The sequence below is a fragment of the Pseudomonas sp. MPB26 genome, from assembly GCF_046605355.1.
Classification (GTDB): Bacteria; Pseudomonadota; Gammaproteobacteria; order Pseudomonadales; family Pseudomonadaceae; genus Aquipseudomonas; species Aquipseudomonas cedrina.
The window spans coordinates 2,153,830-2,167,944 of sequence record NZ_CP176793.1 but is presented as its reverse complement, the minus strand read 5'-3'; the positions used below and the strand labels follow the sequence as shown (position 1 = coordinate 2,167,944).

The 14,115-nt window shown below is 61.4% G+C and carries 13 protein-coding genes and 1 pseudogene; 7 read left to right on the top strand and 7 right to left on the bottom strand.

The window, feature by feature from the left end; all coding sequences use genetic code 11:
* The first annotated feature begins 126 nt into the window (after positions 1-126).
* Positions 127-615 (top strand): Lrp/AsnC ligand binding domain-containing protein, encoded by a 489-nt coding sequence (locus ACLH0H_RS09915; RefSeq protein WP_003176896.1) that lies wholly within the window; start codon positions 127-129, stop codon positions 613-615.
* 131 nt (positions 616-746) lie between these two features.
* On the opposite strand, the gene ACLH0H_RS09910 is transcribed toward ACLH0H_RS09915, so the two are convergent.
* Positions 747-1,100, bottom strand: coding sequence for a YkgJ family cysteine cluster protein (locus tag ACLH0H_RS09910; protein ID WP_076952027.1), 354 nt, complete (start codon positions 1,098-1,100; stop codon positions 747-749).
* 113 nt (positions 1,101-1,213) lie between these two features.
* Here ACLH0H_RS09910 and ACLH0H_RS09905 point away from each other — a divergent pair, with 113 nt between their 5' ends.
* Positions 1,214-2,506 carry an NAD(P)/FAD-dependent oxidoreductase gene (locus ACLH0H_RS09905; RefSeq protein ID WP_411381869.1) on the top strand — a complete coding sequence of 431 codons (1,293 nt, stop codon included), beginning with the start codon at positions 1,214-1,216 and terminating at the stop codon, positions 2,504-2,506.
* 1 nt (position 2,507) lies between these two features.
* On the opposite strand, the gene ACLH0H_RS09900 is transcribed toward ACLH0H_RS09905, so the two are convergent.
* Positions 2,508-2,732 (bottom strand): DUF1127 domain-containing protein, encoded by a 225-nt coding sequence (locus ACLH0H_RS09900; RefSeq protein WP_411381868.1) that lies wholly within the window; start codon positions 2,730-2,732, stop codon positions 2,508-2,510.
* Between the two features lie 168 nt (positions 2,733-2,900).
* On the opposite strand from ACLH0H_RS09900, the gene ACLH0H_RS09895 reads away from it, so the two are divergent.
* Together ACLH0H_RS09895 and ACLH0H_RS09890 are read left to right on the top strand one after the other, a co-directional pair.
* Positions 2,901-4,325, top strand: coding sequence for a PLP-dependent aminotransferase family protein (locus tag ACLH0H_RS09895; protein WP_411381867.1), 1,425 nt, complete (start codon positions 2,901-2,903; stop codon positions 4,323-4,325).
* Positions 4,326-4,387: 62 nt separating this feature from the next.
* The gene (locus tag ACLH0H_RS09890; protein ID WP_411381866.1) at positions 4,388-5,956 is read left to right on the top strand and encodes a phospholipase D family protein; all 1,569 of its coding nucleotides are present in this window, start codon (positions 4,388-4,390) and stop codon (positions 5,954-5,956) included.
* A gap of 119 nt (positions 5,957-6,075) precedes the next feature.
* Here ACLH0H_RS09890 and ACLH0H_RS09885 read toward each other — a convergent pair whose 3' ends face one another.
* Both ACLH0H_RS09885 and ACLH0H_RS09880 read right to left on the bottom strand, forming a co-directional pair.
* Positions 6,076-7,224 (bottom strand): MFS transporter, encoded by a 1,149-nt coding sequence (locus ACLH0H_RS09885; protein WP_411381865.1) that lies wholly within the window; start codon positions 7,222-7,224, stop codon positions 6,076-6,078.
* Positions 7,225-7,390: 166 nt separating this feature from the next.
* Complete coding sequence (locus tag ACLH0H_RS09880; protein ID WP_186686358.1) at positions 7,391-8,884, bottom strand: aldehyde dehydrogenase; 1,494 nt, start codon at positions 8,882-8,884, stop codon at positions 7,391-7,393.
* 231 nt (positions 8,885-9,115) lie between these two features.
* Here ACLH0H_RS09880 and ACLH0H_RS09875 point away from each other — a divergent pair, with 231 nt between their 5' ends.
* Entirely contained in the window at positions 9,116-9,478 is a 363-nt protein-coding gene (locus tag ACLH0H_RS09875) for a cupin domain-containing protein (protein WP_411381864.1), read from the top strand.
* Positions 9,479-9,598: 120 nt separating this feature from the next.
* Here the strand turns inward: ACLH0H_RS09875 and rpmG are convergent, their stop codons facing one another.
* On the bottom strand, positions 9,599-9,754 hold the full coding sequence (rpmG, locus tag ACLH0H_RS09870; protein WP_003176906.1) for a 50S ribosomal protein L33: 156 nt from the start codon (positions 9,752-9,754) through the stop codon (positions 9,599-9,601).
* A gap of 11 nt (positions 9,755-9,765) precedes the next feature.
* Positions 9,766-9,999 (bottom strand): 50S ribosomal protein L28, encoded by a 234-nt coding sequence (gene rpmB, locus ACLH0H_RS09865; RefSeq protein ID WP_003176907.1) that lies wholly within the window; start codon positions 9,997-9,999, stop codon positions 9,766-9,768.
* A gap of 458 nt (positions 10,000-10,457) precedes the next feature.
* Here rpmB and ACLH0H_RS09860 point away from each other — a divergent pair, with 458 nt between their 5' ends.
* Positions 10,458-12,050: an ABC transporter substrate-binding protein gene (locus tag ACLH0H_RS09860; protein ID WP_411381863.1), complete on the top strand. Its 1,593-nt coding sequence runs from the start codon at positions 10,458-10,460 to the stop codon at positions 12,048-12,050.
* A 26-nt stretch (positions 12,051-12,076) separates the two neighbouring features.
* Here ACLH0H_RS09860 and radC read toward each other — a convergent pair.
* A pseudogene (gene radC, locus ACLH0H_RS09855) lies at positions 12,077-12,752 on the bottom strand (RadC family protein).
* Positions 12,753-12,904: 152 nt separating this feature from the next.
* On the opposite strand from radC, the gene coaBC reads away from it, so the two are divergent.
* A complete protein-coding gene (gene coaBC / locus ACLH0H_RS09850; RefSeq protein ID WP_076952037.1) occupies positions 12,905-14,113 on the top strand; it encodes a bifunctional phosphopantothenoylcysteine decarboxylase/phosphopantothenate--cysteine ligase CoaBC in 1,209 nt (402 codons plus the stop codon).
* The last annotated feature ends 2 nt before the right edge of the window (positions 14,114-14,115 follow it).

Below are 14,115 nucleotides of genomic sequence, written 5' to 3'. Positions count from 1 at the left end.
GACGTGTGTTATTCGAGCAATGATGAGCGCAGTGTAAAAAACTATAGCCAGTGCAATTCACTATATAAGTGCCTATATTTGGCGACAATTCTCGGCAAAAACCCTTTTCACAGAGGCGTATCCCCTATGCGTACCAACACCCAGACCAAGCGGGAGCTGGACAAGATCGATCGCAATATTCTGCGCATCCTGCAAACCGATGGGCGTATTTCGTTCACGGAGCTGGGAGAAAAGGTTGGGCTGTCGACCACGCCGTGCACCGAGCGGGTGCGCCGACTTGAGCGCGAGGGGATCATCATGGGCTACAACGCACGGCTCAATCCGCAGCATTTAAAGGGCAGTTTGCTGGTATTTGTCGAGATCAGCCTCGATTACAAGTCCGGCGACACCTTTGAGGAATTCCGCCGCGCCGTGTTGAAGCTGCCCCATGTGCTGGAGTGCCACTTGGTGTCGGGGGACTTTGATTACCTGGTAAAAGCGCGAATTTCCGAGATGGCGTCTTATCGCAAACTGCTCGGCGATATCCTGCTCAAACTGCCCCATGTGCGGGAGTCCAAGAGCTATATCGTGATGGAAGAGGTGAAGGAGAGCCTGAACCTGCCGATCCCTGACTGACCCACTGACACAACACGGTCAATGTGGGAGCGGGCTTGCCTGCGATAGCGGTGGATCAGTCAGCACCTGTTTACCTGACATACCGCTATCGCAGGCAAGCCAGCTCCCACATTTTTAACCGCATGCATCCTTCAGACCAGCACTTGCCGCGTGCTCGCCATGTACTCATGAATCTGTTTTTCCACCCGCGGATGAATCAGCTCAACCGGCCCCCGCCCATTGGGACACGGCAAGCTCTTGGTGGTGCCGAACAGCCGGCAGATCAGCGGCCTTTCGTCGTACACCGTGCAGCCATTGGGCCCCAGGTGCACGCAGTTCAGCTCATCCATGGCGGCATCCTGCTCGGCGGCGGTCTTACGGGGCAGGCGTGACATCTCCTCGGGCGAGGTGGTCACCGGCCCGCAGCAATCGTGACAACCGGGGACGCATTCGAACGACGGTATCTGCCGACGCAGCGCACTGATTTTCTGACTGTTGCAACTCATCAAAACCCATACCGAACGGCGAATAAGCGTGGATTCTGCCGCAAAATGAGCTGCGCAGACAGCTTCGTCCGACCGTTGTATCCTGCGTCAAATTTTCCAAACAGGCATGCCCCATGACCGCCAGCGCCCAGCACACCGCGTCTTACTACGCCGCAAGCAGCCTGCCGCAGCCCGACTACCCGGCCCTTAAGGGCGAAGTGACGGCCGACGTTTGCGTGGTCGGTGGGGGGTTTTCCGGGCTCAACACGGCATTGGAGCTGGCCGAACGCGGTTTCAGCGTGGTGTTGCTCGAAGCGCGCAAGATCGCCTGGGGCGCCAGCGGACGGAATGGCGGCCAGTTGATTCGCGGTGTCGGCCATGGCCTGGACCAGTTCGCCAATGCGATCGGCACCGACGGCGTACGCCAGATGAAGCTGATGGGCCTGGAAGCCGTGGAGATTGTGCGTGAGCGCGTCGAGCGCTTTCGCATCCCCTGCGACCTGACCTGGGGTTACTGCGACCTCGCCAACAAACCGCGTGACCTGCAGGGTTTGGCCGAAGACGCTGAAGAACTGCGCAGCCTGGGTTACCGGCATGCAGTACGCCTGCTGCAAGCCAGCGAAATGGGCAGCGTGATCGGTTCCGAGCGTTATGTAGGCGGCATGATCGATATGGGCTCCGGCCACTTGCACCCGCTGAACCTGGCCCTGGGTGAAGCCGCCGCGGCGCAGCAATTGGGCGTGAAGCTGTTCGAACAGTCCCAAGTCACGCGCATCGACTACGGTGCTGAAGTCAACGTGCACACCGCCCGGGGCAACGTGCGCGCCAAGACCCTGGTGCTGGCCTGCAATGCCTACCTCAATGGCCTCAACCCTCACCTGAGCGGCAAAGTGTTGCCAGCCGGCAGCTACATCATCGCCACCGAGCCATTGAGCGAAGCCCAGGCTACCAGCCTGTTGCCGCAGAACATGGCGGTGTGCGACCAGCGTGTCACGGTGGACTACTTCCGGCTGTCCGCCGACCGCCGTCTGCTGTTCGGCGGTGCTTGCCACTATTCCGGCCGTGATCCCCAGGACATCGGCGCCTATATGCGTCCAAAAATGCTGCGCGTGTTCCCGCAATTGGCCGAGGTGAAGATCGATTTCCAATGGGGCGGCATGATCGGCATCGGGGCGAACCGCCTACCGCAGATTGGCCGGTTGGCCGACCAACCCAACGTGTATTACGCCCAGGCCTACGCTGGCCACGGCCTCAACGCCACCCATCTGGCGGGCAAGTTGTTGGCCGAAGCGATCAGCGGCCAGCAACAGGGTCGCTTTGACCTGTTCGCCCAAGTGCCGCACATGACCTTCCCCGGCGGCAAGCACCTGCGCTCGCCGCTGCTGGCCTTGGGAATGCTCTGGCACCGCCTCAAAGAGCTGGTGTAAGTCAGCTGCGCCAGAAGGGCTTCAAACCTTCCTGGCGTGCCTGTTCGGCGCTCAGCCCGACGTCGCGAAGTTGCTCGCGGCTCAGGTGTAGCAACGCCTTGCGCGTGTGACGACGCTGCCAGAACAGACGCCAGCCGCTGTTATGGCGCGGCGCCGTCGCCTGTTCCTGTCCAGCCTCCAGCTCTTGGCTGTGTAACGCCAGCCGCACATCGCTCATTCCGTTCATGTTTCTTGCCCCTCATTTGCTGTGTTGCCATGAGAGACCAGCATGGGCGCGCGGCAAAAACCATTACAGATTCAACCAAACTTTATTAAATCCATACAGACGCTGCCTATGAGCGGCTGAATCGTGTATTTTGCGCTTATCTGTACTGGTGCTCCGGGAGCAACCGCCATGACCCTCTATGTAAACCTCGCCGAATTACTGGGCACGCGTATCGAACAGGGCTTCTACCGCCCCGGTGATCGCCTGCCTTCTGTACGGGCCTTGAGCGTGGAGCACGGGGTCAGCCTGAGCACCGTGCAGCAGGCCTACCGTTTGCTGGAAGACAATGGATTGGCGATGCCCAAGCCGAAATCCGGCTACTTCGTACCGGTCGGTCGCGAGCTGCCCGCGCTGCCCGAGGTTGGCCGCCCGGCTCAAAGGCCGGTGGAGATTTCCCAGTGGGACCAGGTGCTGGAGTTGATCCGCGCGGTCCCGCGCAAAGATGTCATACAGCTGGGTCGCGGCATGCCGGATGTATTGTCGCCCACCCTCAAGCCCCTGCTGCGCAGCCTGGCGCGGGTGAGTCGCCGCCAGGACTTGCCCGGTCTGTATTACGACAACATCCTCGGCTGTATGGAATTGCGCGAGCAAATTGCGCGACTGTCATTGGATTCCGGCTGCCAGCTCACAGCCGAGGACATTGTGATCACCACCGGTTGCCATGAGGCGCTGTCGGCCAGCATTCACGCTATCTGTGAACCTGGCGATATCGTCGCGGTGGACTCACCGAGCTTCCACGGCGCGATGCAGACCCTCAAGGGCCTGGGCATGAAAGCCCTGGAAATTCCCACCGACCCGATCACCGGCATCAGCCTTGAAGCCCTGGAATTGGCCCTGGAGCAGTGGCCGATCAAAATCATCCAGCTGACGCCCAACTGCAACAACCCGCTGGGCTACATCATGCCGGAGGCGCGCAAACGTGCGTTGCTGACCCTGGCCCAGCGCTTTGACGTGGCGATTATCGAAGACGATGTATACGGCGAACTGGCTTACAGCTACCCACGCCCACGCACCATCAAGTCCTTCGACGAAGACGGCCGTGTCTTGCTGTGCAGTTCCTTCTCGAAAACCCTGGCGCCGGGCTTGCGCATCGGGTGGGTCGCGCCCGGCCGATACCTGGAACGGGTGCTGCACATGAAGTACATCAGCACCGGCTGCACCGCCACGCAGCCACAAATCGCGATCGCCGAATTTCTCAAGGGTGGGCATTTTGAGCCCCATTTGCGCCGGATGCGCAGCCAATACCAACGCAACCGCGACCTGATGCTCGATTGGGTCAGCCGTTATTTCCCTGCGGGCACCCGCGCCAGCCGCCCCCAGGGCAGCTTCATGCTGTGGATAGAACTGGCCGAAGGCTTCGACACCCTCAAGCTCAACCGGATGCTGGTGGAGCAAGGCGTACAGATCGCGGTGGGTAGCATCTTTTCTGCATCGGGCAAATACCGCAACTGCCTGCGCATGAACTACGCTGCCAAGCCAACCGCTCAAATCGAAGAAGCCGTGCGCAAGGTCGGTGCAGCCGCGAGCAAATTGATGGCCGAAGCGGTCGACTGACCTTTCCTGGGAAATAGCCGTCATATACCGACAACCGCCCTGATCTGGAAGCAACTCCCTTGATGATTCAACGGCTATTTCCGTTTTTCCTGTTGGGAGCCCTGGCCCTGGGCGGCTGCGCCACAGTGCACGCACCGCGAATCCCCAGCGACGCCCTGCCCGCCGTGCAGTCGTCGTTCGGCCGCTCGATCCAGGCCCAGGCCGCGCCGTACCAGGGCCGTTCGGGCTTCCGCCTGTTGCCCAACAGCAGCGAGGCGTTCATGGCCCGCGCCGAGTTGATCCGCAACGCCCAGACCAGCCTCGATCTGCAGTATTACATCGTGCATGACGGTATCAGCACCCGCATGCTGGTGGACGAACTGCTCAAGGCTGCCGATCGTGGCGTGCGCGTGCGCATCCTGTTGGACGACACCACCAGCGACGGCCTCGACCAGGTCATCGCCACCCTCGCCACCCATCCCAGCATCGAGATCCGCCTGTTCAACCCTTTGCACCTGGGCCGCAGCACCGGCGTGACGCGGGCCATGGGCCGCCTGTTCAACCTGTCGCTGCAACATCGGCGCATGCACAACAAGCTGTGGCTGGCGGACAACAGCGTGGCCATCGTCGGCGGACGCAACCTGGGGGACGAATATTTCGATGCCGAGCCCAACCTGAACTTCACTGATATCGACATGCTCAGCGTGGGGCCAGTGGCCGAGCAACTGGGACACAGTTTCGACCAGTACTGGAACAGTGCGCTGAGCAAGCCGATTGATGACTTCGTCTCCATTACGCCGTCCAGAGGCGACCTGGCCGCTGCGCGCGTGCGCCTGGAAGCCTCCCTGGCCGAGTCGCGCCAGCAGAACCACGCGCTGTACAACCGCTTGCGCACCTACCAGACCCAACCGCGCATGGACACCTGGCGCCGTGAGCTGATCTGGGCCTGGAACCAGGCGCTGTGGGACGCACCGAGCAAAGTGCTGGCCAAGGCCGACCCGGACCCTCGGTTGTTGCTCACCACGCAACTGGCGCCGGAACTGGACGGGGTCACGCATGAGTTGGTGATGATCTCGGCGTATTTCGTGCCGGGGCAACCGGGGCTGGTTTACCTGACCGGGCGCGCCGATGCCGGCGTGTCGGTCAGCCTGCTGACCAACTCCCTGGAAGCCACTGACGTACCGGCCGTGCACGGTGGTTATGCGCCCTGTCGCAAGGCACTGCTGGAACACGGGGTAAAACTCTACGAATTGCGCCGCCAGCCCGGTGACCCCAGCGCAGGTAGCGGGCCGCACCTGTTTCGACGCGGCTCGTTTCGTGGCTCGGATTCCAGCCTGCACAGCAAGGCGATGATCTTCGATCGCACGAAGTCGTTTATCGGGTCGTTCAACTTCGATCCACGTTCAGTGCTGTGGAACACCGAAGTCGGCGTGCTGGTGGACAGTCCCGAGTTGGCGGAACACGTGCGCAACCTGGCGCTGCAAGGCATGGCGCCGGCGTTGAGCTATGAAGCGAAATTGCAGGATGGGCAAGTGGTGTGGGTGACCGAAGATAACGGCCAATTGCATACCCTGACCGATGAGCCAGGCAGTTGGTGGCGCAGGTTTAATGCCTGGTTCGCTACCTCTGTCGGGCTGGAACGCATGCTCTAAAGCCAAAAGAGGTCACTGTGGGAGCCGGGCTTGCCCGCGATAGCGCAGTGTCAGGCAACGATGAGCTGGCTGAGCCACCGCTATCGCAGGCAAGCCAGCTCCCACATTGTGGCCGCATTTCAAGTTGAGACTGGCTGTGTTGCGCCAAATGCCCCCTGACGCAACAACAGCAGCACCAACCCCAACGCACCGGCCGCCATCAGCAGCGCCAGCGCATGCCCGTTGATCCACTGGCTGCCGGCACCGGCCACCAGCGGGCCGATCAGGCACCCGATCCCCCACAACTGCGCAATGTGGGCATTGGCGCGCACCAGCGCATCGTCGCGGTAACGCTCGCCAATCAGGATCAGCGACAGGGTGAACAGCCCGCCGGCGCTGGCGCCGAACACCACCCATACCGGCCAGATCAGCGGTGTATGCATCAACAACGGAACGGCCAGGCTCGACGCCAGCAACAGCAGCGCGCAACTCAGGAACAGCGTGCGCCGTGACAGGTAGTCGGCCAGCGCGCCAATCGGCAGCTGCAACAGCGCATCGCCGACCACCACGGTGCTGACCATCGCCAAGGCGACCTCGGCGGTGAAGCCTTGTTGCAGGCAATACACCGGCAGCAACGTCAGGATCATCGCTTCGAACGCAGCGAACAAAGCCACCGCCCAGGCGATGGCCGGCAGGCTCAGGCAGAAGCGCCACAGGTCGGCGAAGGTTACGCTGAAGGACTCGGCGGTCGGCGCGCCGGAACGGCCCAGCAGCAGCAGGGGCGCCACCATCAACAGGCCGACGCCGACCCAGAACCCGTAGTCATGGTCGGTGCCGATCAGTCCCAGCAGCAAGGGGCCCGACAGTTGGCTCAGGGCATAACTGCAGCCATACAGCGCCACCAGCCGGCCGCGCCACTGCTCCACCACCAACTGGTTGATCCAGCTTTCGCCGAGGATAAACACGATGGTCAGGATCACCCCGATCATCAGCCGCAACACCAGCCACACCGGGTAGTTGGGCAGGATGGCCAGCAAGCCGATGGACACCGCGCCGGCCCACAGGCACAGGCGCATAAGGTTGGCGGTGCCGAGCCATGACGCCATGCGACTGGACACCTTCGCGCCGAGCAGTACACCAAAGGCCGGCATCGCCGCCATCACCCCGATGGCGAAACTGCCGTAGCCCCAGCTTTCAAGGCGCAGCGACACCAGCGGCATGCTGACGCCCAGGGCCAGGCCAACGCTGAGTACCGAGGCCAGCACGGCGAAATAAGTCGCCCAACGCATTCCACGCTCCTGTGGATAATTAACCGGTTCACACTAAACAGTGTGGGAGCTGGCTTGCCTGCGATAGCATCACCCAGGTGTAACTGATACACCGAGGCATCTGCATCGCGGGCAAGCCCAGCTCCCACACAAGCCCGCTCCCACATTTTTGAACTGGCGGTGCTGCTTACAGCTTGATCCAGGTCGCCTTGAGTTCGGTGTACTTGTCGAACGCATGCAGCGACTTGTCGCGACCGTTACCCGACTGCTTGAAGCCACCAAACGGCGCGGTCATGTCGCCACCATCGTACTGGTTGACCCACACACTGCCGGCACGCAGCGCCTTGGCGGTGAGGTGCGCCTTGGAGATATCGGCGGTCCACACCGCTGCGGCCAGGCCGTAGACCGTGTCGTTGGCGATCTTGACCGCCTCCTCGGCACTGTCGAAGGTGATCACCGACAGGACCGGGCCAAAAATCTCTTCCTGGGCGATTTTCATCGCGTTGGTCACACCGTCGAAAATCGTCGGTTCCACATAGGTGCCACCGGTTTCTTCCAGGGTGCGCTTGCCACCGGCAACCAACTTGGCGCCATCGGCATGCCCGGCTTCGATGTACGAGAGCACGGTATTCATCTGCTGGGTGTCCACCAGCGCGCCCACGTTGGTGGCCGGATCCAGCGGGTTGCCGGGTTTCCAGCCCTTGAGGGCCTCGATCACCAGCGGCAGGAAGGTGTCCTTGATGGAGCGTTCCACCAGCAGGCGCGAACCGGCGGTGCAGACTTCGCCCTGGTTGAAGGCGATGGCACCGGCGGCGGATTCGGCGGCGGCTTGCAGGTCCGGCGCATCGGCAAACACGATGTTCGGGCTCTTGCCACCCGCTTCCAGCCACACGCGCTTCATGTTCGACTCGCCGGAGCGGATCAACAGTTGCTTGGCGATCTTGGTGGAACCGGTGAACACCAGGGTATCGACGTCCATGTGCAGCGCCAGCGCATTGCCCACGGTGTGACCGTAGCCCGGCAGCACGTTGAACACGCCTTTGGGAATACCGGCTTCAACCGCCAGGGCCGCGATGCGGATGGCCGTCAGCGGGGATTTCTCGGACGGCTTAAGGATCACCGAGTTACCGGTCGACAACGCAGGCCCCAGTTTCCAGCAGGCCATCATCAGCGGGAAGTTCCACGGCACGATAGCGCCGACAACACCAACCGGCTCGCGCGTCACTAGACCAAGCTGGTCATGCGGGGTCGCGGCGACTTCGTCGTAGATCTTGTCGATGGCCTCGCCGCTCCAGCTCAGGGCATTCGCCGCGCCGGGTACGTCGATGTTCAGGGAGTCACTGATCGGCTTGCCCATGTCCAGGGTTTCGAGCAGCGCCAGCTCTTCGGCATTGGCCTTGAGCAACGCGGCGAAACGGAGCATGGCGGATTTGCGCTTGGCCGGCGCCAGGCGCGACCAGACGCCGGAATTGAAGGTGGCGCGGGCGTTTTCCACGGCGCGCTGGGCGTCGTCGGCGTCACAGCTGGCAACAGTGGCCAGCAGGCGGCCATCGACCGGGCTGATGCATTCGAAAGTGTCACCGGAAACGGCGGCGGTGTACTCGCCATTGATGTAGGCGCGGCCTTCGATCTTCAGGTCCTTGGCGCGTTGTTCCCAGTCGGCACGGGTCAGGGTGGTCATGCGAGTGTCCTCCTCTTATTGAATGCGAGGGCCAGGCGATGTGCCCCGGCAGCCTCAAAGAATGCTTTGCCCCGCCAGCCAGTTGTTGGGCTCAAGGCAGCTGCCACCCTAAACCAGCGGCTGGGGATGTTTCAATATATTTGACACAGCGTCGGCAAACGCCCTTGCGGTGTGCATTTTAATAAACATAGACTTTGAGCTCTCCAACCGCAGGCCAGACGGGACACGCACATGAGCATCCAGGATATCGTCGACTTCAGCCAAGCCAATACCGCCCCCGAACGCTACCGCCCTGATGTCGAAAAAATCCTCAAGGGCGACCCCGAGCAGACCGTCTACAACCACTACAACAGTCCGTGCGGCCAGATGAATGCCGGCGTCTGGGAAGGCGAGGTTGGGCAATGGACGGTCAATTACACCGAGCATGAGTACTGCGAGATTGTGCAAGGCGTGTCCGTGCTGCGCGACGCCGATGGCAATGCCAAGACCTTGCGCGCCGGCGACCGCTTCGTGATCCCCGCCGGCTTCAGCGGCACCTGGGAAGTGCTGGAGCCCTGCCGCAAGATCTACGTAGTGTTCGAACAGAAAGGCTGAGGTTACAGCGGGACGCAGAGCGTCCGGGGCGGGGGTCACCGTGCAGAGCGTGGGAACAATCAGACAAAAAAAAGCCCGGATCGTGAGAACCGGGCTTTTTTTCACAAGGAAGAAAATCAATTACTTGATTTTGCCTTCTTTGTAGATCACGTGCTTGCGAACGCGCGGGTCGAACATTTTCTTTTCGAGCTTGTCCGGGGTAGTACGCTTGTTCTTGTCGGTAGTGTAGAAATGACCAGTACCGGCGCTAGAGATCATTCGAATCAATTCACGCATGATAGAGCTCCTTAGATCTTGCCAGCAGCACGAATTTCGGCCAGCACGACAGTGATGCCACGCTTGTCGATAATACGCATGCCTTTGGCAGATACACGCAGGCGAACAAAACGTTTCTCTTCTTCAACCCAGAAGCGGTGATGCTGCAGGTTCGGCAGGAAACGACGACGGGTTTTGTTATTTGCGTGGGAAATGTTATTCCCAGTCACCGGACCCTTACCGGTAACTTGACAGACTCTCGACATGCCTCAGCCCTCTAAAACCACATGCCCAACCCGGCATGGGTTGGCCGCTTAATCTCTCAGTCATTTGGCGCCAGGCGCCGCGTTTCTTTAGGGTCTTACCGGCTACACCTACAAGCGAAGGAACCGGGCCCCTAGAAAAGAGCGCTGCTTTATACCAGAAAGACCTTGATGCAACAACAGCCGGTGTCTTTTTACCGGCGCAAATTCATGCAAAACAAACCTGAACCGTTGCCAGGAGGGGCCGCTGCCCCAGTCGACCGCTCGTCGCACAGAATGATTTTCAGCGCCTGCCTGCACGATTAAGTGCTCGACGAAACGCGCTGAAGCGCCATCAAAACAGCATTTGAGGCAAAAGCACAGGCAAAAATGGACTAGTCATTTAGCAATCAGACCACTACGGTAGGACTTTTCCAGACTGCACTCGCAGATGGGCCTTCGATCTGCAAAGGAAACCGAATATGCGCCTCGCTGCCCTACCGCTCTTGCTTGCCCCTCTATTTATCGCTCCGGCGGCCTTTGCGGCCACCAACCTGAGCGTTTGCACCGAGGCCAGCCCGGAAGGGTTCGATGTGGTGCAATACAACTCGCTGACCACCACCAACGCCTCCGCCGATGTGCTGATGAACCGCCTGGTGGACTATGACGCAGCCAGCGGCAAGCTGGTGCCAAGCCTGGCCGACAGCTGGGAAGTCTCGCCGGATGGCCTGACCTATACCTTCAAGCTGCACGCGGATGTGAAATTCCACCGCACCGAATACTTCACACCAAGCCGTACCCTGAGCGCCGAAGACGTGCGCTTCAGCTTCGAGCGCATGCTCGACCCCGCCAACCCGTGGCACAAAATCGCCCAGAGCGGTTTCCCTCACGCCCAGTCCCTGCAGCTGCCAACGCTGGTCAAGAAAATCGACGCGCTCGACCCGCTGACGGTGCGCTTCACCCTGGACCACGCCGACTCTACCTTCCTCGCGGCCCTGAGCATGGGCTTTGCCTCGATCTATCCGGCGGAATATGCCGATAAGCTGCTCAAGGCCGGCACGCCGGAGAAGCTCAACAGCCAGCCGATCGGCACCGGGCCGTTCATTTTCAGCCGTTTCCAGAAAGATGCCGTGGTGCGCTACAAGGCCAACCCGGACTATTTCGCCGGCAAACCGGCTGTGGATAACTTGATCTTCGCCATCACCCCGGATGCCAACGTTCGCCTGCAGAAGTTGCACCGCAACGAATGCCAGATCGCCCTGTCGCCCAAGCCGCTGGATGTGAGCGCCGCCGAAAAGGACCCTGCGCTCAAGGTGGAAAAAACCGCCGCGTTCATGACGGCCTTCGTGGCCATCAACAGTCAGCATCCGCCCCTGGACAAACCCGAAGTGCGCCAGGCGATCAACCTGGCCTTCGACAAAGGCAGCTATCTCAAGGCCGTATTCGAAGGAACCGCCGAAGCGGCCAACGGACCGTTCCCGCCCAACACCTGGAGCTACGCCAAAGACCTGCCGGGGTACCCACAGGACCTCGCCAAGGCCAAGGCACTGCTTGACCGTGCCGGGTTCAAGGACGGATTCAAGACCACTATCTGGACCCGTCCCACCGGCAGCCTGCTGAACCCCAACCCGAACCTGGGCGCACAACTGCTGCAGGCTGACCTGGCCAAAGTCGGCATCCAGGCCGAAATCCGCGTGATCGAATGGGGCGAGCTGATCCGCCGCGCCAAGGCCGGCGAACACGACCTGCTGTTCATGGGCTGGGCCGGCGATAACGGCGACCCGGATAACTTCCTCACCCCGCAATTCTCGTGCGCGGCGCTGAAGTCCGGCACCAACTTTGCCCGTTACTGCGACCCGGCCCTGGACAAGCTGATCAGCGCCGGCAAGACCACCAGTGAGCAAGGGGTGCGCAGCAAGCTGTATCAACAGGCCCAGGCACAGATCCAGCAACAGGCGCTGTGGCTGCCGTTGGCGCACCCAACGGCGTTTGCCCTGGCGCGCAAGAGTGTCCAGGGCTATCAGGTGAGCCCGTTCGGGCGCCAGGACTTTTCGAACGTCAGCGTCAAGCCCTGAGCACCAGGCCCGCCCTCGGGGCGGGCCTACATCCAGCCATATTCCGCCATCGACAACGGGTCTCCATCCCCGACAATGATGTGATCCAGCACCCGTACATCCACCACTTCCAGGGCCTTCTGCAGCACCTTGGTCAATTTTCGATCAGCTGCACTGGGCTCGGCGCTGCCGGAAGGATGGTTGTGGCACAGGATCAACGCCGCCGCGTTATACGCCAGGGCACGCTTGACCACCTGCCGAGGGTAGACCACGGCAGCGTCGATGGTGCCTTGGGACAACGCCTCGAAACCCAGCACCCGATGCTTTGAATCAAGAAACAGGCAACCGAAGATCTCGTGGGGCTCATGGCGCAGCAGTGCCTTTAGGTAATCGCGCACGGCCACCGGGCTTTCCAACACCGAATCGGTGCGCAGGCGTTCGGCCATATGGCGTCGGGACATTTCCAGCACCGCCTGCAACTGGGCAAACTTCGCCGGCCCCAGCCCCAATTGCTGGCTGAACAGCGTCTGGCTGGCCTCCAGCAGCGGGCGTAAACCGCCAAATTGCGCCAACAGGTGACGTGCCAGGTCCACCGCGCTCCTGCCAGAAACCCCCTGTGCGCAGGAAAATCGCCAGCAATTCGGCATCCGATAGACTTGCCGCTCCCCACTCCAAAAGTTTCTCTCGCGGCCGCTCTGCCACCGGCCAATCGCGAATACTCATCCTGACTCCCTCTCCCTATGCGCCACGTGCAGCGCTGTTGCCTCACGGACGCTGTGTTATCGTAGGCCCTCTTTTTTGCATGTGATTTCCCCTGGGGAGGGGGCATCGCAGGCGTCACTGAACCGGCATCACTGAACTGGAAAGGCAAACCAATGCAGCGTCTGTATCGGAAACGCATCGTTCTCGGCGTTGGCGGCGGCATTGCCGCCTACAAGAGCGCAGAGCTGGTCCGCAGGCTCCTCGACCACGGCGCCGAGGTGCGCGTGGTCATGACTCGCGGCGGCAGTGAGTTCATCACGCCACTGACCATGCAGGCCTTGTCCGGGCATCCGGTTCACCTGGACCTGCTGGACCCGGCAGCCGAAGCCGCCATGGGCCATATCGAACTGGCCAAATGGGCCGACCTGGTGCTGATCGCCCCGGCCACCGCCGACCTGATCGCGCGCCTGGCCCAAGGCATCGCCGACGACCTGCTGACCACCCTGGTACTCGCCACCGACGCCACCGTCGCCATTGCCCCGGCCATGAACCAGGCCATGTGGCGCGATCCGGCCACCCAGGCCAACACGCAACTGCTGCAAAGTCGCGGCCTGAAGGTGTTCGGCCCGGCATCCGGCAGCCAGGCCTGCGGCGATGTCGGCATGGGCCGCATGCTCGAAGCCACCGACCTGGCGCTGTGCGCCGCCGAATGCTTCCAGCACCTGGCCCTGACCGGCAAGCACGTGTTGATCACGGCGGGCCCGACCCAGGAGAACATCGACCCGGTGCGCTACATCACCAACCATAGCTCAGGGAAAATGGGCTTTGCGCTGGCCGAAGCGGCGGTCGAGGCAGGCGCACGCGTGACCCTGATCACCGGCCCGGTGCATTTGCCGACCCCGGACCGGGTCACGCGAATCGACGTAGTCAGCGCCCGCGACATGCTGGCGGCCTGTGAGGCGGCCATTCCGTGCGACCTGTTTATCGCCTCGGCAGCGGTTGCGGATTACCGACCTGAAGTTGTCGCCCCGCACAAACTCAAGAAAGACCCTACAAGCGGTGACGGCCTGCTCCTGCAAATGGTGCGCAACCCGGACATCCTGGCCACCATCGCCACGCGTCCGGACCGTCCGTTCAGTGTCGGTTTCGCTGCCGAGACCGAGCATTTGCTGGACTACGCGGCACGCAAATTGAAAGACAAAAACCTCGACCTGATCGTTGCCAATGATGTCGCCAACCCAAGCATCGGCTTCAACAGCGAGGAAAACGCCTGCAGCGTGATCGACCGCGAGCTGCACGCCACCCTTTTCGCCCAGACCAGCAAAGGCAAGATTGCTCGCCAACTGATCTCTTTTATCGCCCAACGGCTGAACCAGGTTTAATT